The organism is Epibacterium sp. ABV4_022 (assembly GCF_056159345.1).
This window is the reverse complement of record NZ_JBSWVA010000001.1, coordinates 3,592,529-3,616,997: the sequence shown is the minus strand read 5'-3', so window position 1 is coordinate 3,616,997 and position 24,469 is coordinate 3,592,529. Positions and strand designations below refer to the sequence as shown.

Here is a 24,469-nt window from a genome sequence, read left to right as displayed (position 1 = left end):
AAGATGGCAGACGGCAACAACTTGACCGCCCTGCTTGACGGCGCTCAAGCGGTCAACGCGGATGGATCGCCGAGTGCGAATGCGCAAGTAGATGCAGCAGTTTCAACCTGCCCTGATGTTGCACTGAACTTCGGTGTGTTTTTCGATGGCACCTACAATAATGCCGCCAATGTGGCTGCCTTTAACAGTGGCACCACGTCTGAGACTGGCGGGAGCTATGACAACTACATCACTAACGTCGCGCGGTTGAGCCAGCAGTATTATACCTTCGACGACGATGTCCCGAATGATTGTGGCCAGCCGGGTGAGGCTTATCGATCCACCTACGTTCCAGGTATTGGTTCATCCAATGGCAAGCCTGACGATGCCGCTGCCGGCGCCACTGGCTTTGGTAAATATGGGCTTGAGAACGCCATTGAAAAGGCGACGCAAGACCTAAGGGAAGCTATCGATGATTTCGGCGGTCCCGCCTCAATTCGTTCGATCAAACTTGATATTTTCGGCTTCTCGCGTGGCGCTGCGACGGCGCGGGTATTCGCCAATATCATCGCACAGGGTGAACTGGCGAATGCGGAGGTTCGTTTCCTTGGTCTCTACGATACCGTTGGTTCTTTCGGTATTCCTGGGGATGACTCCGAATACACGGTCGGAGACGACCTCGCAAATCTTGTTTGCGAGGTGAATCTTGGTCTTAGTCCGATGTGTTTGTTGGTTCCAAAGCAGGAAGCAGCGGACCTTGATGTGCGCGCCAACACCGCGACAAACGTGTATCACATCGTCGCCGATGATGAATTTCGCGCGTTCTTCCCGTTGTCTAGTGTGAAGCCGGGTCACGGGGTTGAAGTGGTGATGCCAGGGAGCCACGGCGACGTCGGTGGTTCCAGCCCTCCTGCGCAGTATATCGAAGAGACGATGAACCCGCCGCGCTTCCTGCTCGAGCGTGGGTATTGGGACAATAGCTATCGCGAGGACATTGCCCCGACCAACAACGTCGACCGTCTAATGCGGAACTGGGACTACAACTATCGGCGCACGATTGAGCCAGGGATTTGGACCGTCGGCTACACGGCGATGCTCGCGCGCGCTCAGCAAGCGGGCGCGCCTTTGCGTAACAAACCGGTGCCTGTTCCACCGGATCTGCAAGTCATGACACAACTCATGATCGAAGGCCGTAGCTTGCCGGAGAGTGAGCGCCGTTTGATCCGGACAAAATACATCCGCATGTCGCATGGTGGGGCTGGGCCGAACATGCTGGACATCAATCACAGACGAGAAGTCTATCCCAACCAGCCCTGATCGATGCACGCCCGTGGTACGAGGTCGACGCCCCCTTTCCGCTTAAGCATCATCCAGGGACAGCTCTAGGTGTAGGCATGAAGCTGTGATTAACCGGCGTTTGTGCGTGCTCGGATTAAACGCGCTTCCTACCTTGGCGAGAAGTGAAACTACTATGCTGAAATCTACTGACAAGCCAGATCAGCTTGAGGCTTACCTTCAAAACGCTCTAGTAGGGGTGCCTTTGTCCGAAGTGGATGAAGTCCTAGCGAATGTGGGAGCCAATAGCCCCTTGCTAGTAGACATCGGTGCAAGCGATCTTCCAAAAGGAAATGATCTCGGTGATGGGGTGAAGGCTGGTGACCAATTCGCCTTTGCTACATTTGGTTTGGCCAGAAGATTTTGGCAGGCCGATCTGCGTGCGCAGGTACAGATACGATACGGTGAAGACGGTGTTGTGACCGAGGTCAATTCAATTCAGCGTGTCGCGAAATGAATCATTCATTCGATCCCGCAGCTATGGAAATTCTCCTCAGCATGGGGAAGGGCGGAATTCGTTCCGCCGCCGCTTCGTCTCGCCGTTGTACGCATTGAGTTGAGCGTTGACGAGGGACGTGTGGAGGAGGTTGGCAAGGCTGCTGAAATCCGCGTCGTCTTCGATGTGGTTGGTGTTCCGCACGTTCACGAGATTGCCTCACTAGAGCGTTGCTCTTTGATTGGAGAAACTCCCCTAACTCGTTGATACTATTGAGATGAGAATTCGAGCTTTTTGAGGGAGTACTGTTTAATTTCAGAGTGTTAATTTGGTCTCCAAAACCGTAGGTCGCGGGTTCGAACCCTGCTGCCCCTGCCAGTCTCCTCCCGCACAAAAGCCGATTCAACGTTTGGCTAAGAGCCCCGTTTGCGGGGGCGGCGCAAATTTCTGCTGTCGCTGACGGATTGGTGGGCGTTTCTTCGTGCTCTCGGCCCATGTCTGGGCTACGTACACCCTAGGGGGCGCAGAGCTGTACGGGTGCTTGGCACAAAAAACAGCGCGACGGATAGGGACGACCCGATGGCCACAGCCAGTCAGATCGTCCCGTGCAACCGATTTGGTTGTCTTGTGCCGGCAGCCTGCCTCATGGCGCGGATGACGTGCCGGGGAGGTCGGGAGTGCCTAGGGCGGGTCTGATGCGACCGGGTCGATCACTTCGAGCAGGTCGCCCGGCTGACACTCCAGCGCAGCGCACAGTTTGGCGAGGGTTTCAAAGCGAATCCCTTTGACACGGCCAGACTTCAGAAGGCTCAGGTTCTGTTCGGTGATGCCGATCTCCTTGGCCAGTTCGCGCCCTCTCACCTTACGCTGCGCCATCACGACATCCAGCCTGACGATGACTTCCATCAGACAAACGCTTTGTTTTCTTCTGCGGCGCTTGCGGCCTCATGCATGGCCCAGCCGATCACCACCAATACGCCCGCGACAAAGAAGAAGTTGAGATCCTCCGTTCCAAATCCCAACGCCAGCACACGTTCGCCCGGCGGTGCCGACCAGCTCATCAACGCGGTGACGAGCGGCTGGAGGAGGATGCGGGAGACGGCCATGAACAGTAGGGCGAGGCCGCTTTTCTTGATCAGCGTGGCGCAATTGGCGGTCAGGACTTCGCGCTCCATGTAGCAGCGAAACAGCCTGCGCAGCAGCAGGATCGCCCAAATGGCAAAGCCGGTGGGGATCAGGCTGACGGCGAAGCCCAGCCAGAACATGGGACCGATCACGATCACCTCAGCGGGAACCTGAAAACTCGTCAGATCGATGGCGCCGGGGTCGGTGGCAAAGAGAAAGCCAACGACCACGACCAGGACCACGATGCCGACGACAAAGAGCGTGGAGAGCAGATGCAACCACCACGACAAGCGGGACAGGCGATGTTCACCCATGTGAAACCTCATAGCGTTGTAGATATGTGCTTATCGCATTTGGACTGATTCTTATCGTATTGCAATAAATAATTGCTGCTATGGGTGATCTTCTGACGTGCCGCATCATCTAAGCGCCTTGCCGCGCGGGTCAGGTGTTCGCGCAGCGGGCAGTTGTCGCCCCGAGGGCAGGGAAGCGGAGTGAGCGGAGGATGGCGCGTTGTGACGCCGCGTTGCAGCAGCGCGTGAGCTGCGCTGCCGACATGAGCCCGGTGACAAGCCCCCCGGGGGCGCGGCGTGTTTGGCGCGCAGGTCCATAGGGGATGCACCGGCGCGCCAGTTGCAGCGGAGTTATTCGGCGGCGATCACCGCGGATGCGGGCCCGCTTTGCGCATGGTCGTTCGCAAGCAGCGTCAGATGTGTCGGCGCTTCGCCGGTCCGCCAGCGCTCGAAGGCCGCGTCGAAGGCGGCTTCCAGGTGGCGGGCGTAGCCTGCGCTGTCAAACAATGGCGCCTTGCGGCGGTTCACCATCAGCTTGCTGCGCAGGGACAGCAGATGCTCCGGATCCAGCGCAAGCGCATATGCGCGGGCTTCGTAATCGGCCTCGCTGTCCGCGATCAGTTCCGGCAGGTTGGCCGCGCTGACGAGGCTGGCGCCGACCCTTGCGGCAAACTGGCGCCCGGGCAGGGTGAGCACCGGCAGGCCGGCCCAGAGCGCGTCGCTGCAGGTTGTGTGGGCATTGACCGTAAAGGTGTCGAGAAAGAGATCTGCCACCTTCTGCCGCGCCAGATGCTCATCCTGGGCCATGCGTTCGGCAAAGACCAGCCGCGCGGGATCGACGCCACGGGAGGCGGCCTCGCGGCGCAGATTGGCTTCTGATGTCGGACCACTGGAGAGCAGCCACAGGATGCTGCCCTCGACCTGACAAAGCAGGCGCATCCAGACGTCGAACTCGCGCGGTGTGATCTTGTAGCTGTTGTTGAAGCAGCAGAAGATGAAGCCTTCTTCGGGCAGGCCGCAATCCGCGCGGGTGAACTGGCGCGGCACGATGTGGCGCTGGTCGTCATTGGGTTGATAGCTGTGCGGCAGGCGGATCAGATGTTCTTCGAAATGACGCTCGCTGCCCGGGGGGCTGACCACATTGTCGGTGATCACATAGTCGATCGCGGGGGTGCCCAGAGAGCCGGGATAACCGAGGTAGGAGATCTGCACCGGCGCCAGCCGTTCGGCAAAGAGGGGCGCGCGGGTGCCACCGGTGAACCCCTTGAGGTCGATGGCAATGTCCAGCTGCTGCTCTTGGGCGAGGGCGACCAGATCCTGATCCGACAGACCTGAAACCTCATGGAAGTGTTCGACACTAGTGCGGGCCAGGGCCTGCTGGCTGTCGTCGCGCTCCGGCCCGTAGGAAAACGCGTGGATCTCAAAACGGGAGCGGTCGTGTTCGCGCAGAAGGCCAGCCATCAGATACATGGTCGCGTGGCTGTGAAAATCGGCGGAGAAATAGCCGATGCGCAGCCGCGGCGGCCGGATCGAGGGGCGCTCCCGGTCCGGGGGCGCGGGCAGGCGGGCGCAATAGATCGGACTGGCGTAGGCCTGCGTGCGCAGGCGCAGCAGGTCCGGGTTGTCTTCCAGGGCCAGGGCGGTGAAGGGCGACACCGGACTGCCGCGCAATCCCAGGTGGCGGCGATGGGTCTGATAGTCGTCCACCCAGCTGAAATCGTTCAGCATCGCCGTGACAAAGAGCTTGTAGGCCCGGGCGCGGTCATCCTCGGGGTTGGCCTCCAGCAGGATGTCAAACTGTGCCGCCGCCGCCTCGTAGGCGCGGTCAACATAGAGCATCTGGCCTAGGTTGTAGCGCGCTTCGAGCAGCCCCGGAGCGCGTTCCAGCGCCTCCTCATAGAGGCTGCGTGCGATGTCGGTCTCCCCCAGGTGCCGTTTGGCATTGGCCAGGTTGTAGCGCAGAATCGCGTTGTGGGGGGCCTGGTGCACTGCGGCTTCCAGCAGGGGCGCCGCCTCGTCGATGCGTCCGCAGGCGGTCAGGAAATTGGCATAGTTGTTCAGCGTCATGACGTGGTTGGCGTCGAGGTTGAGCGCCATGCGGAAATGGGTCTCCGCGTCTGCGGCGCGATTCTGCTGCACATACACATCCGCCATGCCCAGATAGGCGTCGGGCTGGCGCGGCGCCAGTTCACGGGCGCGGTTGAGGCAGGTCAGCGCATCGTTCAACGCCCGGCGGCGCAGGTGGCACAGGCCTTGCAGGGTCCACAGGAAGGCGGAGTCGCGATAGGCGGTCAGCAGTTTCGCGCAGGCGGCACTGGTATCGTCGTACTGCCCGGCGTCATAAACGATGGAGAGATTGCGGGCCAGCTCCGCGGGCAGCGGGTCGGCCTCCGGATCGGGGTGCAGTTGGATGGGGGGCGGGGTGCTCGGTCTGTGGGGGGCTTCTTGCGAAGCGGTCTGGGACAGGAGGTCAGCGTTCTGCAGAGCGGGTGCAAGGGTCATGGAATCCAATCTCGTATTCGCGCACTATGTCCCCGGTCGGACCTGTCGAGGGACAGGAAGGCGGTTCTGCCTGCCGGTGCTGAAACTGTCGTCCCAAACAATTAAGATTGAATTGACCTCACCCGACCTGCATTCCCGGCACGGGGCCTTGAATTTACCGGGCTGCTCGGTTACATCGCGCTCCAGTCGACAAGAGAGAGTGTGAGAGCCCGATGGCCACCATCAATCCCGTACAGTTCATCCAGCAGGTGCGCGCCGAAGTCAGCAAGGTTGTCTGGCCGACCCGCCGCGAGGTTCTGCTGACCACGGTCATGGTGTTCATCATGGCGGCGCTGACTGCTGTGTTCTTTGCACTGGTGGACCTGTTGATCCGCACCGGGCTGAACGGCATTCTCGGGATGTTCGGCTAAGGGGCGTGCCCGAGTGTGCGATGGCGGTCCGTGCGCCGTTGCCTCTTGATCTTGCCCGCGCACAGGGATAGGTCAGCCGATACTGGATGAGGCGTGCGGCGATTCGCACGCCGATTTTTGTTGGACCGCAGCCAAAGGCTGCACGGAGATACGCGGCAAGGCCCGCAGGGAACAAGAAGGACGAGCAGGTTCATGGCGAAACGGTGGTATTCGGTCAGCGTTCTTTCGAACTTCGAAAAGAAAATCGCAGAACAGATTCGCACCGCGGTCGCGGAGCAGGGTCTTGAGGACGAGATCGACGAGGTTCTGGTTCCCACCGAGGAAGTGATCGAAATTCGTCGGGGCAAGAAAGTCTCGACAGAGCGCCGCTTCATGCCGGGCTACGTGCTGGTGCATATGGAGATGTCCGATCAGGGCTATCACCTGATTTCCTCCATCAACCGCGTCACCGGCTTCCTCGGCCCTCAAGGCCGTCCGATGCCGATGCGCGACGCCGAAGTGCAGGGCATCCTGGGCCGCGTCGAAGAAGGTGTCGAGGCACCGCGCACGCTGATCTCTTTCGAGGTGGGCGAGAAGGTCAAAGTCAACGACGGCCCGTTCGAGGATTTCGACGGTATGGTCGAGGGCGTCGACGACGAGAACCAGAAGCTCAAGGTCACCGTGTCGATCTTTGGTCGCGAAACCCCGGTGGAGCTGGACTTCACCCAGGTCACCAAGCAGGCCTGATCGCCGCGAGTATCGGCGCGCTATCCTTAATTCCCATTGGGAACCTGACGATCGGCCCCTAGAGTGGGGCCGATTTTGTTTTGTCCCATTGGAGGCCCGCGCCCATGAAACTGCTCGTCGTGTCGACGAATGCTGCCCTGACCATGGGCGGGGAGGCGATGAAGGCGCTGCAATACATGCAGCAGCTGCTGGCAGATGGACGTGACGCCACGCTGATTACCCACGAACGCTGCCGCGACGCCCTTGCCGAAGAACTGCCGGCGGATCGGGTGATCTATGTGCGTGACAGCACCCTGATGAAGGCCTGTTGGCGCACGCCGGGACTGGCGCGGTTTGTGAACAGTTTTTTCCATCTCGAGGTCGCCCGGATCTGCCGCGGCTTTGATCCCGCTCAGGTGGTGATCCACTACCTGTGCCCGATTTCCCCGGTGGAGCAGCGCTTTCCGCCTAAGGGCTACCGCTATGTGATCGGGCCGCTGTCGGGCAATATCTTCTATCCTCCGGGGTTCCGGCATCTGGCCGGGCGCGGATTGCGGATGCAGCAGCGCGTCTATCGACCGCTGCAACAAGCGCTGGCACTGGTGTCGCGACAGTTTGCCCGCGCGGATCGGGTGCTGGTCTCGGGCTATGACCGCACGCGAGAGGCGCTGCGCTGGGCCGGTTGCCCCGAGGGGCGCATGTTGGATGTCTGGGATGCCGGGCTCAGCGATGACCTCCTTGCGCGGCCCCGTGTGCGCCCGGCCGACAATCCCGCGCATTTTGTCTGGATCGGCCGCATGGTGCCTTACAAGGGCGCGGATCTGGCCATTTGCGCCCTGTCGCAGGCTCCGCAAGAGGCGCGCCTCACGCTATACGGTGATGGCCCGCAACGCACAGAGCTGGAGGCGCTGGCGCGCGATCTCGGCCTGTCCGAGCGGGTGACATTTGCGGGCTGGCTTGCGCATGAGGATCTGTCGCAGGCGCTGGGCCAATACCGCGCGCTCCTGTTTCCGAGCCTCAAGGAAGCAAACGGCATCATCGTGCAGGAATGCATGGCCATCGGCCTGCCGGTGGTCCCCTTGCGGTGGGGCGGGCCGCTTGGGCTGGCCACCGAGGAGGAGGCGCTGTTTGTCGAGGCAGGGGACGAAGCCCAGGTCGTGCGGGATCTGGCCGCGGCGGTCACGCAGTTGACGCAGCACCCTGAGCGGGCGGAGGCCCTGTCGAAAGCGGCGCGGATCAAGGCGGAGACCGAGTTCCCGTGGTCGCAGGTGGCGCAGAGCTGGTATGCCGCCGCGCTGGCGGCGCATGCCAAGGCCGCGTCCGATCCCGGCAGCACGGCCGAGCATGCAGCAAAGCGCCGCGCCGGGGGTTGATTCCCGCAGCAATGGGGCGTATCAGCCGCCAATCCGCCCGGTTCCTCAACCGGGTGTGATTCTTGTGGGAGGCCCCGACGTCGCGACGCACGGGGTCGGACCACGCAACGCAAAAGAGCTGACGGGCGCGCCCGGAGGCTGTTGAAAAGGAGACAACCAGATGGCTAAGAAGCTTGCTGGTACGATGAAACTGCAGGTTCCTGCAGGTCAGGCAAACCCGTCCCCGCCGGTAGGTCCGGCGCTGGGTCAGCGCGGCATCAACATCATGGAATTCTGCAAGGCGTTCAACGCCAAGACGCAGGAAATGGAGCCCGGTGCGCCGTGCCCGACCGTGATCACCTACTATCAGGATAAGTCCTTCACCATGGACATCAAGACGCCGCCCGCGTCTTACTACCTGAAGAAGGCTGCGAAGATCAAATCCGGCGCGAACAACCCGAGCCGTGAGACCGCAGGCACCGTCACTGCCGCTCAGGTGAAAGAGATCGCCGAAGCGAAGATGAAAGATCTGAACGCGAACGACATCGAAGCCGCGATGCAGATCATCCTGGGCTCCGCCCGCTCCATGGGCATCGAGGTGAAGTAAGATGGCAAAGCTCGGTAAACGTACCCGCGCAGCGCGCGAAGCCTTCGCTGGCAAATCGAACCTCACCGTCGAGGAAGCCGTCGCACTGGTGAAGGCAAACGCCAACACCAAATTCGACGAGACCGTCGAAATCGCGATGAACCTCGGTGTTGACACCCGTCACGCAGACCAGATGGTTCGCGGCGTTGTTGGCCTGCCCAACGGCACAGGCAAAACCATGCGTGTTGCCGTGTTCGCACGTGGCCCCAAGGCGGAAGAAGCTCAGGCCGCTGGCGCAGACATCGTTGGCGCAGAAGACCTGATGGAAACCATCCAGGGCGGCACCATCGAATTTGACCGCTGCATCGCAACCCCGGACATGATGCCCGTCGTCGGCCGTCTGGGTAAGATCCTCGGCCCGCGCAACCTGATGCCGAACCCCAAGGTCGGCACCGTGACCATGGACGTGAAAGCGGCCGTGGAAGCAGCCAAGGGTGGCGAAGTCCAGTTCAAAGCGGAAAAAGGCGGCGTTGTGCACGCCGGTGTTGGCAAGGCATCCTTCGACGAAGCCAAGCTGGTCGAAAACGTGCGTGCCTTCATCTCTGCCGTGTCCAAGGCAAAGCCCTCGGGCGCCAAAGGCACCTACATGAAGAAAATCGCTCTGTCCTCCACCATGGGCCCGGGCGTGACTGTTGACGTGGAAGGCGCGGTTTCCGAGTAATCGGACCCCTTCCATGATCGAAAAGAAAGGCGGCGCTGCGGTGCCGCCTTTTTTTGTCCATGATCGCGGGCTAAGCACATGCAAGTCGTGGCCGCTGGCGCGGGCACGAGGGATGGCAGAAAGCCGGGAGCAATGGGGAAGGCGCGGGAATGGCAGAGACCATGATGCCGGTCTGGCGGGTCGGGGCGATCATGAACGAACCCCTCGCCGAGGTGCTGAAGTTCTGCGCCTGGTACCTCGCGCAGGGCGCCGATGAGCTGGTCATCTGTTTCGACGATCCGCAGGACCCGGCGCTGGAGGTTCTGTCGGAGCATCCCCGCATCCGCTGCATCCCCTGCACGCCAGCGTTTTGGGCGCAGCTCGGGCTGTCGCCCTCGGAGACCTTTGTCGCCCGCCAGAACGCGGCCCTGACCTGGGTCTATCGGCAGTATGCGGACGGTTGGCTGCTGAATGTGGATGCGGATGAATTCCTGTTTGTGGACGGGGGCTCGGTCGCATCGCTGTTGGCGGCGGTGCCGACGGGCAAGATCTCCGTGCGTGTGCGCACGGCGGAGCGGGTCTTGGTCGAAGGGGAGGATACGCTACTGCATTTTCGCCTGCCGATGGAACGCGCGGTGCGACGCGCGGTCTATGGCGAGGATGCCCCCTTGTTCGGGCCGCGGCGCGAGGGGCTGGTGGGGCATTCGCACGGCAAATCTCTGGTGCGCTGCGGCATCAACGGCCTGGCTCTGCGTCAGCATTGGCCCCGCGGATTGCGCCCGGGGGGTGCCGACGAGGTGGTGTTGAGGCCCGAGCACGATGCCTACCTGCTCCATATGATCGGGGCGGACTATGACGTCTGGCGTCAGAAGCTTGACTGGCGTTCTGGTTCGCGGGGATTTACGGACGGGCTGACGGAGCGGGTCGCATCGGCGCTGACATGCAGCGCTCCGGATGAGGCGCTGCGGGATTTGCATTCTCGTATTCATTGTTCGACGTCTGATCGCCTGAAGCGTATGGAGGCGTATGGGGTGCTCCTGACGTTGAACATGAATATAGATGCAGCCATGCAGCAGCACTTTGGGGTGTCGCTCGCGGATCTGGGCGCATTGGGGGCGAAGCTTTAGGCGCAGCGTGATGCTGGGAGGGCAAAACATGACAACATGGTCGGTGGTTGCGATCCTCCGAGAGCCTTGGCCGGTGCTTGAGCGTTTCATCGCGTGGCATCTCGCGGCGGGAGCGGAACGCATGCATCTGGTGTTCGACGATCCGGATGATCCGGCCATCCCGCGATTGGAGGGGATCCCCGCTCTGGATATTCACCCTGCGACAGAGGCCTTCTGGCAGGCGTGCGGCATTGGCAAAGCGGAGCATTTCACCCGTCGTCAGAACCATGCGATGCGCTACCTCTATCAGCGGGCGACCAGCGACTGGGTTGTGAACCTTGACGGGGATGAGCTGGTCTATTGCCGCGATGATCGCTTGTCAGATCTGCTCGCCCGGCAGCCGGCGGATGTCCGCAGCATCCTGATGGGTGTGGCAGAGCACGTGAGGCGCGACGACGCGGCGGCGGCATGCGATCAGTTCCGGCTCCCCATGTGGCCCGGTCTGTCGCGGCGCGTCTACCGGGACTTCTCCTGTTACATGGAGCCGAACCGGGGGTTGATCGGGCACACAGTGGGCAAGAGTGTCGTCCGAACGGGTCTCCCCTCCAAACGGTTTCATCCGCACTGGCTGGTTGGGGAGGATGGCAAGCGGATCGTCGACCAGAAAATCACTGCAGAAGACGGCGTCGGTATCCTCCATTATTATGGCGACGATTATGATGTCTGGCGCCGCAAGCTCGAATATCGTGTCGGTGCGCAAGCCCGCAACCGGCGCAACGAGATTCTCAAGGCGCTGCAGGGGTACTTGGAGGCCGGGGATGAAGAGGGGCTTCGCGACTTCTACATGCGGATGCATTACCTCAATGCCCGTCAGGTGAATTTGCTGGCCTCCCGCGGCCGCTTGTTGGAGGTGGACACCGCGTATCCGCCGCTTTCTGAGCTTGCCTTGGCCTAAGTGCGTGGCATCCGTGCGGTGCCTTTCCGCCCAATTAAGGGGTTGGAAATCCGTGTTTGCAGGACTATAGAACTCCCACGGTGCAAAGCGTGCGATTCGTCGCGCGCTTTGTGCCTTTTCGTCCAAGATGGTGGGTGGCCGGTCGATCAGGCCTTAATTTCCCTCCTGAGACGGGTAAGACCAATGATAGATCGAGAGTTTCCTACTCTCGGGCGACTTTGGCTGAAACCCCGTAAAACGGACTTGACCGCCGTGCCTCTCGGGGTGCGGCAGAAAATGAGCCGGGGCATCTGCCCCTAACTTGGAGAGAACTGTGGATAGAGCCCAGAAAGAGAAAGTGGTCGAGGAACTCGGCCAGATCTTCGAAAGCTCTGGCGTGGTGGTCGTTGCCCACTACACCGGTCTGACAGTTGCCGAGATGCAGGACCTTCGCGCACGTGCTCGTGACGCGGGTGGCTCCGTGCGTGTTGCCAAAAACAGGCTCGCCAAAATCGCCCTCGAGGGTAAGCCGTGTGAAAGCATGTCTGACCTGCTGACAGGGATGACCGTTCTGACCTATTCCGAGGACCCCGTGGCAGCAGCCAAGGTGGCCGAGGACTTCGCCAAGGATAACAAGAAGTTTGAGATCCTCGGCGGTGCAATGGGCGAGAACGCTCTGGACCGTGCAGGCGTTGAAGCCGTGTCGAAAATGCCCTCCCGTGATGAGCTCATTGCTCAGATCGCAGGCATGCTCGGTGCACCCGCTTCCAACATCGCCGGCGCGATTGGCGCACCTGCAAGCAACATCGCAAGCATCCTTTCGACCATCGAAGAGAAGGCGGAAGCTGCGTAAGCGGTTGGCACTTATTGACTGGCGTAGGGTGAACTCACCCACGTTGGAACACACATCTGTAAACGGAAAGAGCTGATAAAATGGCTGATCTGAAAGCACTCGCGGAAAGCATCGTTGGTCTGACCCTGCTGGAAGCACAAGAACTGAAAACCATCCTCAAAGACGAGTACGGCATCGAGCCCGCAGCTGGCGGCGCTGTTGTGATGGCTGGCCCGGCAGGCGGCGAAGCTGCTGCTGAGGAAGAGAAAACCGAATTCGACGTCGTTCTGAAGAACGCCGGCGCGTCCAAAATCAACGTCATCAAAGAAGTCCGCGGCATCACCGGCCTGGGCCTCAAAGAAGCCAAAGAGCTCGTTGAAGCCGGCGGCAAGATCAAAGAAGGCGTGGACAAAGCCGAAGCCGAAGACATCAAAGGCAAGCTGGAAGCAGCTGGCGCCGAAGTCGAGCTGGCCTAAGCACCGCGATAGAGGACATTCGGGCTGGATTTCCGATCAGGATATCTGCTCTATAGGCCTCACATCATTTGGCTGGATCCGGGGAAACCCGGGTCCGGCTGAACCTGTCTCAGAAAGGGGCCTTTTTCACCTGACGCGGGTGGGCCCTTTTTTCAGGCGAGGTTCGCTGGATCGGGAGGTCGCCATTCGGGACGGTGGCCATGAATTGATCCAGACCACGCTGTCTCTGACGGACGAGGTGCCGGGGCCCGGCGGCATCCTTGTGTGTTGAGAACTCTGAAAGGTGACATCTGACATGGCTCAAACGTTCCTTGGCCAGAAACGTCTTCGCAAATATTACGGCAAGATCCGCGAAGTGCTGGACATGCCGAACCTCATCGAGGTCCAGAAATCTTCCTACGATCTTTTCCTGCGCTCCGGTGATGAACCCCAGCCGCTTGACGGCGAGGGCATCAAAGGGGTGTTCCAATCGGTTTTCCCGATCAAGGATTTCAACGAAACCTCCGTTCTGGAGTTCGTGAGCTACGCGCTTGAGCGTCCCAAATACGACGTCGACGAATGCATGCAGCGCGACATGACCTATTCGGCCCCGCTGAAGGTCACCCTGCGTCTGATCGTGTTCGATGTCGACGAGGACACCGGCGCGAAATCGGTAAAAGACATCAAGGAACAGGATGTCTTTATGGGCGATATGCCCCTGATGACCCCGAACGGGACGTTCATCGTGAACGGCACCGAACGTGTGATCGTGTCCCAGATGCACCGCTCACCGGGTGTGTTCTTCGACCACGACAAGGGCAAGACCCACTCTTCCGGTAAATTGCTGTTTGCCTGCCGCATCATCCCGTATCGCGGCTCCTGGCTCGATTTCGAATTCGACGCCAAAGACATCGTCTTTGCCCGCATCGACCGTCGCCGCAAGCTGCCGGTGACCACGCTTCTTTATGCGCTGGGTCTCGACCAGGAAGGCATCATGGATGCCTATTACAACACCGTCGACTTCAAGCTTGAGAAGTCGCGCGGCTGGGTCACCCCCTTCTTCCCCGAGCGTGTGCGCGGCACCCGCCCGACCTATGACCTCGTGGATGCCGCCACCGGCGAAATCATCTGCGAAGCGGGCAAGAAAGTGACCCCGCGCGCGGTCAAGAAGATGATCGACGAAGGCACCATCACCGAGCTTCTGGTGCCCTTCGAGCATATCGTTGGCAAATATGTCGCCAAGGACATCATCAACGAGGAAAACGGCGCCATCTACGTCGAGGCCGGCGATGAGCTGACCCTCGAGTTTGACAAGGACGGCGACATCATCGGTGGCACCGTCAAGGAACTGCTGGATGCGGGTATCACCGACATTCCGGTTCTGGACATCGACAACGTCAACGTCGGCCCCTACATGCGCAACACCATGGCGCAGGACAAGAACATGTCCCGCGAAACCGCGCTGATGGACATCTACCGCGTGATGCGTCCGGGCGAGCCGCCCACCGTCGAAGCGGCCTCTGCGCTGTTTGACACCCTGTTCTTCGACAGCGAGCGCTATGACCTCTCTGCCGTTGGCCGGGTGAAGATGAACATGCGTCTGGCTCTGGATGCCGAAGACACCCAGCGCACCCTGCGCAAAGAAGACATCGTCGCCTGCATCAAGGCGCTGGTGGAACTGCGCGACGGCAAGGGCGACATCGACGACATCGACCACCTCGGCAACCGTCGTGTGCGGTCCGTGGGCGAGCTGATGGAGAACCAGTACCGCGTTGGTCTCTTGCGCATGGAGCGCGCGATCAAAGAGCGTATGTCCTCTGTCGAGATCGACACCGTGATGCCGCAGGACCTGATCAACGCCAAGCCCGCTGCCGCGGCTGTGCGCGAATTCTTCGGCTCCTCGCAGCTGTCGCAGTTCATGGACCAGACCAACCCGCTGTCGGAAGTCACCCACAAACGCCGTCTCTCGGCGCTTGGCCCCGGTGGTCTGACCCGCGAGCGTGCCGGCTTTGAGGTGCGCGACGTTCACCCGACCCACTATGGCCGGATGTGTCCGATTGAAACGCCGGAAGGTCCGAACATTGGTCTGATCAACTCGCTGGCGACCTTTGCCCGCGTGAACAAATACGGCTTCATCGAGACCCCGTATCGTGTGGTGAAAGAAGGACAGGTGACCGACGAGGTTCACTACATGTCCGCCACCGAGGAAATGCGTCACACCGTGGCGCAGGCGAACGCCAACCTCGATGAAGACAACCGCTTTGTGAACGACCTCGTGTCCACCCGTCAGTCGGGCGACTACACGCTGGCACCGAACGAAAGCGTTGACCTGATCGACGTGTCGCCCAAGCAGCTGGTGTCGGTTGCGGCCTCGCTCATTCCGTTCCTGGAAAACGACGACGCCAACCGCGCTCTGATGGGTTCGAACATGCAACGTCAGGCGGTTCCGCTCTTGCGCGCAGAAGCGCCGCTGGTCGGCACCGGGATTGAGGAAATCGTGGCCCGCGACTCTGGCGCGGCGATTATGGCGAAGCGCGCAGGCGTGATCGACCAGATCGACGCTCAGCGTATCGTGATCCGTGCCACCTCCGACCTCGAACTGGGCGACGCAGGCGTGGACATCTACCGCATGCGCAAGTTCCAGCGCTCGAACCAGAACACCTGCATCAACCAGCGTCCGCTGGTGAAAGTGGGTCAGACGGTCGAGAAGGGCGAAGTGATCGCAGATGGTCCCTCTACCGATATGGGTGAACTGGCCCTCGGCAAGAACGTGGTTGTCGCGTTTATGCCGTGGAACGGTTACAACTATGAGGACTCCATCCTGATCTCCGAGCGCATCGCGCGTGACGACGTCTTCACCTCGATCCACATCGAGGAATTCGAAGTCGCCGCTCGTGACACCAAGCTTGGGCCGGAAGAGATCACCCGCGACATCCCGAACGTCGGTGAGGAAGCCCTGCGCAACCTCGACGAGGCGGGCATCGTCTACATCGGTGCCGATGTGGAACCGGGCGATATCCTCGTGGGTAAGATCACACCGAAGGGCGAAAGCCCGATGACGCCGGAAGAAAAACTGCTGCGCGCCATCTTTGGTGAGAAAGCCTCCGACGTGCGTGACACCTCGCTGCGCGTGAAGCCGGGCGATTACGGTACCGTTGTTGAGGTCCGCGTCTTCAACCGTCACGGCGTTGAAAAAGACGAACGTGCGCTGCAGATCGAGCGTGAAGAAGTCGAACGTCTGGCCCGTGACCGGGACGACGAACTCGGCATTCTGGACCGCAACATCTACGCCCGTCTGCGGGATCTGCTGCTCGGCAAAACTGCCGTCAAAGGCCCCAAAGGCGTGCGTGGCAACACCGTCATCGACGAGGATCTGCTGGACAACCAGCTGACCCGTGGTCAGTGGTGGATGCTTGCTCTGGAAGAAGAGCAGGACGCCCAGATCCTTGAGGCTCTGAACGAGCAGTACGAAGCACAAAAACGTGCTCTGGACGCCCGTTTCGAGGACAAGGTCGAGAAAGTCCGTCGCGGCGACGATCTGCCCCCGGGTGTGATGAAGATGGTCAAAGTCTTCATCGCCGTGAAGCGCAAGCTGCAGCCGGGCGACAAGATGGCCGGTCGTCACGGGAACAAAGGTGTTATCTCCCGCGTGGTGCCGATGGAGGACATGCCGTTCCTCTCTGATGGTACCCCGGTGGACTTCTGCCTTAACCCGCTCGGCGTGCCGTCGCGTATGAACGTTGGTCAGATCCTTGAAACCCACATGGGTTGGGCCGCACGCGGTCTGGGTCTGAAAATCGACGACGCATTGCAGGACTATCGCCGCACTGGCGATCTGACCCCCGTGCGTGATGCGATGCGCGACGCCTATGGTGAGAACGTCTATGAAGAGGGCATCTCTTCCATGGACGAAACCCAGCTCATCGAGGCCGCAGGCAACGTGACCCGTGGTGTGCCGATCGCAACGCCGGTCTTTGACGGTGCGAAAGAAGATGACGTCAACGATGCGCTGGTGCGCGCGGGCTTTGACCAGTCCGGTCAGTCGATCCTGTTCGACGGCCGCACGGGTGAGCAGTTCGCACGTCCGGTGACCGTGGGCATCAAGTATCTCTTGAAGCTGCACCACCTCGTGGATGACAAAATCCACGCCCGTTCCACCGGTCCGTACTCGCTGGTTACCCAGCAGCCGCTTGGTGGTAAGGCGCAGTTCGGTGGTCAGCGCTTTGGTGAGATGGAAGTCTGGGCTCTGGAAGCTTACGGCGCCGCCTACACCCTGCAAGAGATGCTCACCGTGAAATCGGATGACGTCGCTGGCCGGACCAAGGTCTATGAGTCGATCGTCAAGGGCGAGGACAACTTCGAAGCGGGCGTCCCGGAATCGTTCAACGTTCTGGTGAAAGAAGTCCGTGGCCTCGGCCTGAACATGGAACTCCTGGATGCGGAGGTTGAGGAGTGAGGGGGCTTCCCCTCACCCCACGTCCCCCCTTCCGCAAGATTTGAGGTATCAAAATGAACCAGGAAATCACCAATAACCCGTTCAACCCGCTGACCCCGCCGAAGGTCTTTGACGAGATCAAGGTGTCGCTGGCCAGCCCGGAACGGATCCTCTCGTGGTCCTACGGCGAGATCAAAAAGCCGGAAACCATCAACTACCGCACGTTCAAGCCCGAGCGTGACGGCCTGTTCTGCGCGCGTATCTTTGGCCCGATCAAAGACTACGAATGTCTCTGCGGCAAATATAAGCGCATGAAGTATCGCGGCGTTGTCTGCGAGAAATGTGGTGTTGAAGTTACCCTTCAAAAAGTGCGCCGCGAGCGCATGGGCCACATCGAACTGGCGGCACCCGTTGCGCATATCTGGTTCCTGAAGTCGCTTCCGTCCCGGATCGGCCTCATGCTGGACATGACCCTGCGTGATCTCGAACGCGTTCTGTATTTCGAAAACTACGTTGTCATCGAGCCGGGTCTCACCGACCTGCAATACGGCCAGATGATGACCGAAGAAGAGTACATGGACGCGCAAGACGCCTATGGCATGGACGCTTTCACCGCCAATATCGGTGCGGAAGCGATCCGCGAAATGCTGGCGGCGATCGATCTTGAGGCAGAAGCTGAGCACCTGCGCGCCGAACTGGCCGAGGCCACCGGCGAACTGAAGCCCAAGAAGATCATCAAGCGTCTGAAAGTCGTGGAATCCTTCCTCGAGTCGGGCAACCGTCCTGAGTGGATGATCATGACCGTGATCCCGGTCATCCCGCCGGAACTGCGTCCGCTGGTTCCGCTGGATGGGGGCCGTTTTGCGACCTCCGACCTCAACGACCTCTATCGTCGTGTGATCAACCGGAACAACCGTCTGAAGCGTCTGATCGAGCTGCGCGCGCCTGACATCATCGTCCGCAACGAAAAGCGGATGCTGCAGGAATCCGTTGATGCTCTGTTCGACAACGGCCGTCGTGGCCGCGTCATCACCGGTGCCAACAAACGCCCGCTGAAGTCGCTCTCCGACATGCTGAAGGGTAAGCAGGGCCGCTTCCGTCAGAACCTTTTGGGTAAACGCGTCGACTTCTCCGGTCGTTCGGTCATTGTGACCGGCCCCGAGCTGAAGCTGCACCAGTGCGGCCTGCCCAAGAAGATGGCGCTCGAACTCTTCAAGCCCTTCATCTACTCGCGTCTGGAGGCCAAAGGTCTGTCCTCCACCGTGAAGCAGGCGAAGAAGCTCGTTGAAAAAGAGCGTCCCGAAGTTTGGGATATCCTCGACGAGGTGATCCGCGAACACCCGGTGATGCTGAACCGCGCACCGACGCTGCACCGTCTTGGTATTCAGGCGTTCGAACCCACGCTGATCGAAGGTAAAGCGATCCAGCTGCACCCGCTGGTCTGTTCGGCGTTCAACGCGGACTTCGACGGTGACCAGATGGCTGTGCACGTCCCGCTGAGCCTTGAGGCTCAGCTGGAAGCGCGCGTCCTGATGATGTCCACGAACAACGTTCTGTCGCCGGCAAACGGCGCGCCGATCATCGTTCCGTCGCAGGATATGATCTTGGGCCTCTACTACCTCACGCTGGAGCGTGAAGGCATGAAGGGCGAAGGCAAGATCTTTGGTAACCTCAACGAAGTTCAGCACGCGCTGGACGCCGGCGAGGTGCATCTGCACTCCAAAGTCACCGTGCGGGTTCCGCAGATCGACGAAGAGGGCAACGAGGTCTTCCAGCGGTTCGAGACCACGCCGGGCCGTGCCCGTCTTGGTGCGCTGCTGCCGAAGAACGCCAAAGCTCCGTTTGAACTGGTCAACCGTCTGCTGCGCAAACGTGAAGTTCAGCAGGTCATCGACACCGTCTACCGTTACTGCGGTCAGAAAGAGTCCGTGATCTTCTGTGACCAGATCATGACCATGGGCTTCCGCGAGGCGTTCAAGGCGGGCATCTCGTTCGGCAAGGACGACATGGTGATCCCGGATTCCAAGTGGACCATCGTCGACGACACCCGCGATCAGGTGAAAGACTTTGAACAGCAGTACATGGACGGCCTGATCACTCAGGGCGAAAAGTACAACAAAGTCGTGGATGCTTGGTCGAAGTGTAACGACAAGCTGACCGAAGCCATGATGTCCACCATTTCGGCGGTCAAAAAGGCGGAAGACGGCTCCGACATGGAACCGAACTCGGTCTATATGATGGCTCACTCCGGTGCGCGTGGCTCCGTGACGCAGATGCGTCAGCTGGGCGGGATGCGTGGTCTGATGGCAAAGCCGAACGGCGACATCATCGAGACCCCGGTTATCTCGAACTTTAAAGAAGGTCTGACCGTTCTGGAGTACTTCAACTCCACCCACGGTGCCCGTAAGGGTCTGTCGGATACCGCTCTGAAGACGGCGAACTCCGGTTACCTGACCCGTCGTCTGGTGGACGTTGCGCAGGACTGCATCGTGCGCGAGCACGACTGTGGCACCGAGCGTGCGATCACGGCGGAAACCGCGGTCAACGACGGCGAGGTTGTGGCCTCCCTTGGCGAGCGTGTGCTGGGTCGTGTGGCGGCAGATGACGTCAAGCGTCCGGGCACCGAAGAAATCCTCGTTGCCGCGGGTCAGCTCATCGACGAGCGTATGGCCGACGCCATCGAGGACGCTGGCGTTCAGTCCATGCGCATCCGCAGCCCGCTGACCTGTGAAAGCGAAGAGGGCGTCTGCGCCATGTGCTATGGCCGTGACCTTGCGCGCGGTACCATGGTCAACTCCGGTGAGGCCGTCGGCATCATCGCGGCGCAGTCGATCGGTGAACCCGGTACCCAGCTGACGATGCGGACCTTCCACATCGGCGGCGTGGCCCAGGGTGGTCAGCAGTCCTTCCTCGAGGCGTCCCAGGAGGGCAAGATCGTGTTCGAGAACACGAACACGCTCACCAACGTCAACGGCGAAGTGCTGACCGTCGGTCGGAACATGAAGCTGATCATCCAGGACGAGCACGGTGAAGAACGCTCCAGCCACAAGCTGGGCTACGGCACCAAGCTGTTCGTCAAGGAAGGTCAGGACGTCAAGCGCGGCGATAAGCTGTTCGAGTGGGACCCCTACACCCTGCCGATCATCGCCGAGAAGCCGGGTACCGCGAAATACGTGGACCTTGTTTCCGGTCTGGCCGTGCGCGAAGAAACCGACGATGCCACCGGCATGACCCAGAAGATCGTGATCGACTGGCGTGCGGCACCGAAGGGTTCTGACCTGAAGCCGGAAATCATCCTCGTGGATGCCGACGGTGAACCGGTCCGCAACGACCTGGGCAACCCGGTGACCTACCCGATGTCGGTGGATGCGATCCTGTCCTGCGAAGATGGTCAGAAGATCGAAACCGGTGACGTTGTCGCGCGTATCCCGCGTGAAGGTGCCAAGACCAAGGACATTACCGGTGGTCTGCCGCGTGTGGCCGAACTGTTCGAAGCCCGTCGTCCGAAAGATCACGCGATCATCGCCGAAATCGATGGTTACGTGCGCTTTGGTCGCGACTACAAGAACAAGCGCCGCATCTCCATCGAGCCGGCAGATGAGTCCATGGAGGCCGTGGAATACATGGTGCCCAAGGGCAAGCACATCCCGGTGGTCGAAGGCGACTTCGTTCAGAAGGGCGACTACATCATGGACGGCAACCCGGCGCCGCATGACATCCTGTCCATCATGGGGGTCGAAGCGCTGGCGAACTACATGATCGACGAGGTCCAGGACGTTTATCGTCTGCAAGGCGTGAAGATCAACGACAAGCACATCGAGGTGATCGTTCGCCAGATGCTGCAAAAGTGGGAGATCTCCGACTCCGGCGAGACCACGCTCCTCAAGGGCGAACATGTGGACAAGCAGGAGTTCGACGCCGCCAACGAGAAGGCGCTCAGCCGTGGCAAGCGCCCGGCGCAGGGCGAGCCCATCCTGCTTGGTATCACCAAGGCGTCGCTGCAGACCCGCTCCTTCATTTCCGCGGCCTCCTTCCAGGAGACCACACGGGTCCTCACCGAGGCGTCCGTGCAGGGCAAGAAGGACAAGCTGGTCGGCCTCAAGGAAAACGTCATCGTGGGTCGCCTGATCCCGGCGGGTACCGGCGGTGCCACCCAGCAGGTGCGCCATATCGCGTCCTCGCGCGACAATGTGGTCCTGGAGGCCCGTCGCGAAGAGGCCGAAGCGGCAGCAGCCCTTGCAGCGCCGATGGCGGATGATGTTGCGGATGCGGATTTCCTGGTGGAAACCCCGGAAAGCCGCGACTGAGCCTGACCTCGTGTCACTGACTTGAGAAAGCCCCGCGTCCACCGTGACGCGGGGCTTTTTCGTTGCGCGCGCGGGGCCGGGCAGGCGGTGCATCAAGACCCTTGGCAAGCGGCCGGGGGCGTGGTTTCTGTTGGAGGTCAAGGCCGGGGAGAGAGGCAACGCGATGGCGGCAACATTCAATATGGTCGGCGTGATCCGCTTTTCGCTCCTGACGCCGACCTTCAACGCTGATCGCTACCCGGATCTGGAGACCGCGGCTGAGGCCATCTTTGCGCCCGAGCGCATGGCACTGCGGCTGCATCTGTTCGAAAAGCTGTGCCTGCCATCCCTCGTGCGGCAGGGGGATGCTGAGTTTCACCTGGTGGTGGCGACCTCTGATCGCCTGCCGCAACCAGTATTGACGCGCCTACAGGATTTGCTTGCGCCGCACGCCCATATGACACTGCTGCAATTCGCCCCGGACAACCACTTTCAGATCCTGAAAGAGGCCTATGCCGCAATACCGGAACAGGGCGAAAGCCACCGTATCCTGTTCCGTCTGGATGATGATGACGCATTGGATCGCGACTATGTGGCCCGCTGCAAGCGGCTGGCTACGGGTCTGCTTCCGCTTCAGGCCAGCGCCGAGACGCCCTTTGCCATGGCGTTCAACCGCGGCCTCTACCTGGTCCGCGAAGAAGGCCAGCCGCCCGCCGTGGTGGACAGTTGCGAACGGGCGCCGCTCTCGGCGGGGACTGCGTTGGTGCGGCCTGTGTCGGGCAAGGGCAATCCCTATCGCTACAACCACCGCAAATTCGCGCAGCACTATCCGCTGTTTTCGGATATATCCGTGCCGTCCTTTATCCGCACGGTGCACGGGGACAACCATTCCACCCCGGCGATGATGGGGCTGACGGCGCGGCAGAGCGAGGCGGAGATCGATGCCGACCTGCACGCCCATTTCGGTCTGAGCCTCAGCGAATTGAAAGCGATCTGACATGACAGGATCTCTGAGCCCGAACCAGAAAGGCGCGCTCCTGATGCTGGGCAGCATGGCCTTTTTCACCTTCAACGATACGCTGGTGAAACTGGTCGGCGAAACCGTTCCCCTGTGGCAGATCGTGACCATCCGCGGTGTACTGGCGAGCCTGCTGCTCGCCGGGCTGGCGCGGGCGATGGGGGCGTTGCGGTTCGATTTTTGCCGCCGCGACTGGGCGCTGGTCCTGGCCCGCTGCGCCACCGAGATGGCGGCGACCTACTTCTTTCTGTCGGCGCTGCTGCAACTGCCGCTGGCGAATGTGACAGCGGTGCTGCAAATCCTGCCCCTCACGGTCACGCTCTGTGCGGCGTTGTTCCTGGGCGAAAGCGTCGGCTGGCGCCGCAGCCTGGCGATCGGCGTCGGCTTTGTCGGGATGTTGTTGATCGTGCGGCCCGGGGGGGCGGATTTCGGCCCCGCGACGATCTATGCGCTGCTGGCGGTGGCAGTGCTGACCCTGCGCGACCTGGTCACGCGCAAGATGTCGCCCGCGGTGCCATCGCTGACCGTGACCTTTCTGGCGGCCTTTTCCGTGATGCTGTTTGGTATCGGGCTGGGGGTGGGAGAAAGCTGGCAACCGGTGGGGCTGAGAGAGTGGGGCCTGCTCTGCGCCACGGCGGTTCTGATCCTGCTGGCCTATCTCTCGGCGGTGATGACCATCCGTGTGGGCGAGGTCTCGGCGGTGGCGCCGCTGCGCTATACGGGGCTGGTCTGGGCGCTGTTGCTGGGGTGGGTTGTCTTTGGCGAGTTTCCCTCGGGTCTCACGCTCCTCGGTGCTGGCATCGTGGTGGCGGCGGGGCTGTTCACGCTGCTGCGCGAACGTCAGGTGGCCGAGAACACCTGACGCACCTCGGCCTCGGAGATGGCAAAACGGGCCTCGAACTCTGCGGCCTGTTCAGGGGTAAGCGGCGTCACGGGGATGGGTTTCACGGGTTTCTGCCGGGAGTCGTTCGAGGAATGCAGCCCGCGCACAAACATCGGCGCGTCCGACAGGGTAATCGTGGGCATGAACCGCAGGATCTTTTCATGGGCAAAGTTCATGATCGTCACCTTGTCGCCGCCCCGCACATACATGCCAAGCCCGGCGACATAATAGGGGCGATGGATCTCTGACGCGGCGATCCCGTCGGCGCCGAACTCCGCCGCGTAGCCCATGTTGAAATCCACCGCCACGCTGCGGTGCCGTGCCACCAGCCCGGGGCAATCCGAAATGGTGCCGCGCAGGCGCTCGATGAAATCGACCGAGACCGCGTCATCATCATCATGGCGAAATTGCAGACAGGGCGCGTCGGGGTCGCGGCGGGCCGCGTTCAGGATGTCCTTCATGACGGCGCGCTGGCGCCGGGGCGGATGCGTCTCGATGCGGACCTGCGGCATTCCCGCCACGAGATCCCGCAGGCGCGCCTGGTGGTGGGCGGGCAGGCTGTCGCCGATGACGACGATCAGATCGAAATCGGGATCGGTCTGCGCCCGCAGGCAGGGCAGGGCGACCGTCTCGAACAGGCGAAAGCGCTCTTCCAGCCGGGCCTCGGCATAAAGAAAGGCAATGCGGTCCTCGATGCTGTCGTGCTCCACCTGAAAACCGCCGATGGCGGGGTAGGAAAACCGGCACAGACCAATGACTTGCATTCCTGACAATTCCTGTGAATAAAACACTTCTCGTCCGCCTGCGACTATGCCGGGGCAACCGGTGCTGAGCAAGGCCCGCCCGCCGGGCCACGTGTTGACATCCCTCGCGACTCTCAATATACGCGCGCTATCCGGCTCAGGGGAGAAGTCCCTCCTACGCCGATATCATATCTGTAGTGGCTCAAGGTCAGGGCACTTTTACCACCCCGACCCTCTGTAAACCCACCGCGACGTTCACCTCGGAATGGGAACGTTTGCGGTTTTTGCGTTTGCGTATGTGGCAGATGCAGATGAATTCGCCGCACGTCTCCGGGCATTCCGGTCCGCGTGCAT

At 61.0% G+C, this 24,469-nt stretch carries 19 protein-coding genes; 15 read left to right on the top strand and 4 right to left on the bottom strand.

Annotated elements, in window-relative coordinates; all coding sequences use genetic code 11:
- The first annotated feature begins 3 nt into the window (after nt 1–3).
- The gene (locus ACXAF5_RS16975) at nt 4–1,296 is read left to right on the top strand and encodes a phospholipase effector Tle1 domain-containing protein (protein ID WP_474947484.1); all 1,293 of its coding nucleotides are present in this window, start codon (nt 4–6) and stop codon (nt 1,294–1,296) included.
- A gap of 154 nt (nt 1,297–1,450) precedes the next feature.
- A complete protein-coding gene (locus ACXAF5_RS16970; protein WP_474947483.1) occupies nt 1,451–1,771 on the top strand; it encodes a hypothetical protein in 321 nt (106 codons plus the stop codon).
- A gap of 660 nt (nt 1,772–2,431) precedes the next feature.
- Here the strand turns inward: ACXAF5_RS16970 and ACXAF5_RS16965 are convergent.
- The 3 genes from ACXAF5_RS16965 to ACXAF5_RS16955 form a co-directional block, all read right to left on the bottom strand.
- Nucleotides 2,432–2,656, bottom strand: coding sequence for a helix-turn-helix domain-containing protein (locus tag ACXAF5_RS16965; protein ID WP_474947482.1), 225 nt, complete (start codon nt 2,654–2,656; stop codon nt 2,432–2,434).
- The gene (locus ACXAF5_RS16960; RefSeq protein ID WP_474947481.1) at nt 2,656–3,189 is read right to left on the bottom strand and encodes a hypothetical protein; all 534 of its coding nucleotides are present in this window, start codon (nt 3,187–3,189) and stop codon (nt 2,656–2,658) included. Before ACXAF5_RS16960 ends, ACXAF5_RS16965 begins: the two co-directional genes overlap by 1 nt.
- Nucleotides 3,190–3,519: 330 nt before the next feature.
- Entirely contained in the window at nt 3,520–5,670 is a 2,151-nt protein-coding gene (locus tag ACXAF5_RS16955; RefSeq protein ID WP_474947480.1) for an O-linked N-acetylglucosamine transferase, SPINDLY family protein, read from the bottom strand.
- Between the two features lie 212 nt (nt 5,671–5,882).
- On the opposite strand from ACXAF5_RS16955, the gene secE reads away from it, so the two are divergent.
- From secE to ACXAF5_RS16890, 13 genes are all read left to right on the top strand, one after another.
- Entirely contained in the window at nt 5,883–6,080 is a 198-nt protein-coding gene (gene secE, locus ACXAF5_RS16950; RefSeq protein ID WP_239325811.1) for a preprotein translocase subunit SecE, read from the top strand.
- A gap of 192 nt (nt 6,081–6,272) precedes the next feature.
- Entirely contained in the window at nt 6,273–6,806 is a 534-nt protein-coding gene (gene nusG, locus ACXAF5_RS16945; RefSeq protein ID WP_474947479.1) for a transcription termination/antitermination protein NusG, read from the top strand.
- A gap of 104 nt (nt 6,807–6,910) precedes the next feature.
- A complete protein-coding gene (locus ACXAF5_RS16940; RefSeq protein ID WP_474947478.1) occupies nt 6,911–8,158 on the top strand; it encodes a glycosyltransferase family 4 protein in 1,248 nt (415 codons plus the stop codon).
- Between the two features lie 160 nt (nt 8,159–8,318).
- Entirely contained in the window at nt 8,319–8,744 is a 426-nt protein-coding gene (gene rplK / locus ACXAF5_RS16935; protein WP_474947477.1) for a 50S ribosomal protein L11, read from the top strand.
- Between the two features lies 1 nt (nt 8,745).
- Nucleotides 8,746–9,444, top strand: coding sequence for a 50S ribosomal protein L1 (gene rplA / locus ACXAF5_RS16930; protein ID WP_239325805.1), 699 nt, complete (start codon nt 8,746–8,748; stop codon nt 9,442–9,444).
- 149 nt (nt 9,445–9,593) lie between these two features.
- Nucleotides 9,594–10,550 (top strand): glycosyltransferase family 2 protein, encoded by a 957-nt coding sequence (locus tag ACXAF5_RS16925; protein WP_474947476.1) that lies wholly within the window; start codon nt 9,594–9,596, stop codon nt 10,548–10,550.
- Between the two features lie 28 nt (nt 10,551–10,578).
- A complete protein-coding gene (locus ACXAF5_RS16920; protein WP_474947475.1) occupies nt 10,579–11,484 on the top strand; it encodes a glycosyltransferase family 2 protein in 906 nt (301 codons plus the stop codon).
- 313 nt (nt 11,485–11,797) lie between these two features.
- Entirely contained in the window at nt 11,798–12,316 is a 519-nt protein-coding gene (rplJ, locus tag ACXAF5_RS16915; RefSeq protein ID WP_474947474.1) for a 50S ribosomal protein L10, read from the top strand.
- 80 nt (nt 12,317–12,396) lie between these two features.
- Nucleotides 12,397–12,771, top strand: coding sequence for a 50S ribosomal protein L7/L12 (gene rplL, locus ACXAF5_RS16910; protein ID WP_239325797.1), 375 nt, complete (start codon nt 12,397–12,399; stop codon nt 12,769–12,771).
- 295 nt (nt 12,772–13,066) lie between these two features.
- Nucleotides 13,067–17,206, top strand: coding sequence for a DNA-directed RNA polymerase subunit beta (gene rpoB, locus ACXAF5_RS16905; RefSeq protein WP_474947473.1), 4,140 nt, complete (start codon nt 13,067–13,069; stop codon nt 17,204–17,206).
- 53 nt (nt 17,207–17,259) lie between these two features.
- Nucleotides 17,260–21,492 (top strand): DNA-directed RNA polymerase subunit beta', encoded by a 4,233-nt coding sequence (gene rpoC, locus ACXAF5_RS16900; RefSeq protein ID WP_474947472.1) that lies wholly within the window; start codon nt 17,260–17,262, stop codon nt 21,490–21,492.
- A 163-nt stretch (nt 21,493–21,655) separates the two neighbouring features.
- Nucleotides 21,656–22,468, top strand: a complete 813-nt coding sequence (locus ACXAF5_RS16895) for a glycosyltransferase (RefSeq protein ID WP_474947471.1) — start codon at nt 21,656–21,658, stop codon at nt 22,466–22,468.
- Between the two features lies 1 nt (nt 22,469).
- Nucleotides 22,470–23,351: a DMT family transporter gene (locus tag ACXAF5_RS16890; protein ID WP_474947470.1), complete on the top strand. Its 882-nt coding sequence runs from the start codon at nt 22,470–22,472 to the stop codon at nt 23,349–23,351.
- Here ACXAF5_RS16890 and ACXAF5_RS16885 read toward each other — a convergent pair.
- Complete coding sequence (locus ACXAF5_RS16885) at nt 23,330–24,136, bottom strand: putative rhamnosyl transferase (protein ID WP_474947469.1); 807 nt, start codon at nt 24,134–24,136, stop codon at nt 23,330–23,332. The two genes, ACXAF5_RS16890 and ACXAF5_RS16885, sit on opposite strands and share 22 nt — an antisense overlap.
- Nucleotides 24,137–24,469 lie beyond the last annotated feature (333 nt).

Bases quoted from the DNA above. Each gene is read 5' to 3' on its own strand.
- ACXAF5_RS16890 (WP_474947470.1), top strand. From the start codon at position 22,470: ATGACAGGATCTCTGAGCCCGAACCAGAAAGGCGCGCTCCTGATGCTG.
- ACXAF5_RS16955 (WP_474947480.1), bottom strand. From the start codon at position 5,670: ATGACCCTTGCACCCGCTCTGCAGAACGCTGACCTCCTGTCCCAGACC.
- ACXAF5_RS16960 (WP_474947481.1), bottom strand. From the start codon at position 3,189: ATGGGTGAACATCGCCTGTCCCGCTTGTCGTGGTGGTTGCATCTGCTC.
- ACXAF5_RS16940 (WP_474947478.1), top strand. From the start codon at position 6,911: ATGAAACTGCTCGTCGTGTCGACGAATGCTGCCCTGACCATGGGCGGG.
- rplK (WP_474947477.1), top strand. From the start codon at position 8,319: ATGGCTAAGAAGCTTGCTGGTACGATGAAACTGCAGGTTCCTGCAGGT.
- rpoC (WP_474947472.1), top strand. From the start codon at position 17,260: ATGAACCAGGAAATCACCAATAACCCGTTCAACCCGCTGACCCCGCCG.
- ACXAF5_RS16895 (WP_474947471.1), top strand. From the start codon at position 21,656: ATGGCGGCAACATTCAATATGGTCGGCGTGATCCGCTTTTCGCTCCTG.
- rplA (WP_239325805.1), top strand. From the start codon at position 8,746: ATGGCAAAGCTCGGTAAACGTACCCGCGCAGCGCGCGAAGCCTTCGCT.
- secE (WP_239325811.1), top strand. From the start codon at position 5,883: ATGGCCACCATCAATCCCGTACAGTTCATCCAGCAGGTGCGCGCCGAA.
- ACXAF5_RS16920 (WP_474947475.1), top strand. From the start codon at position 10,579: ATGACAACATGGTCGGTGGTTGCGATCCTCCGAGAGCCTTGGCCGGTG.
- ACXAF5_RS16965 (WP_474947482.1), bottom strand. From the start codon at position 2,656: ATGGAAGTCATCGTCAGGCTGGATGTCGTGATGGCGCAGCGTAAGGTG.
- nusG (WP_474947479.1), top strand. From the start codon at position 6,273: ATGGCGAAACGGTGGTATTCGGTCAGCGTTCTTTCGAACTTCGAAAAG.
- ACXAF5_RS16885 (WP_474947469.1), bottom strand. From the start codon at position 24,136: ATGCAAGTCATTGGTCTGTGCCGGTTTTCCTACCCCGCCATCGGCGGT.
- ACXAF5_RS16970 (WP_474947483.1), top strand. From the start codon at position 1,451: ATGCTGAAATCTACTGACAAGCCAGATCAGCTTGAGGCTTACCTTCAA.
- ACXAF5_RS16975 (WP_474947484.1), top strand. From the start codon at position 4: ATGGCAGACGGCAACAACTTGACCGCCCTGCTTGACGGCGCTCAAGCG.
- rpoB (WP_474947473.1), top strand. From the start codon at position 13,067: ATGGCTCAAACGTTCCTTGGCCAGAAACGTCTTCGCAAATATTACGGC.
- ACXAF5_RS16925 (WP_474947476.1), top strand. From the start codon at position 9,594: ATGGCAGAGACCATGATGCCGGTCTGGCGGGTCGGGGCGATCATGAAC.
- rplL (WP_239325797.1), top strand. From the start codon at position 12,397: ATGGCTGATCTGAAAGCACTCGCGGAAAGCATCGTTGGTCTGACCCTG.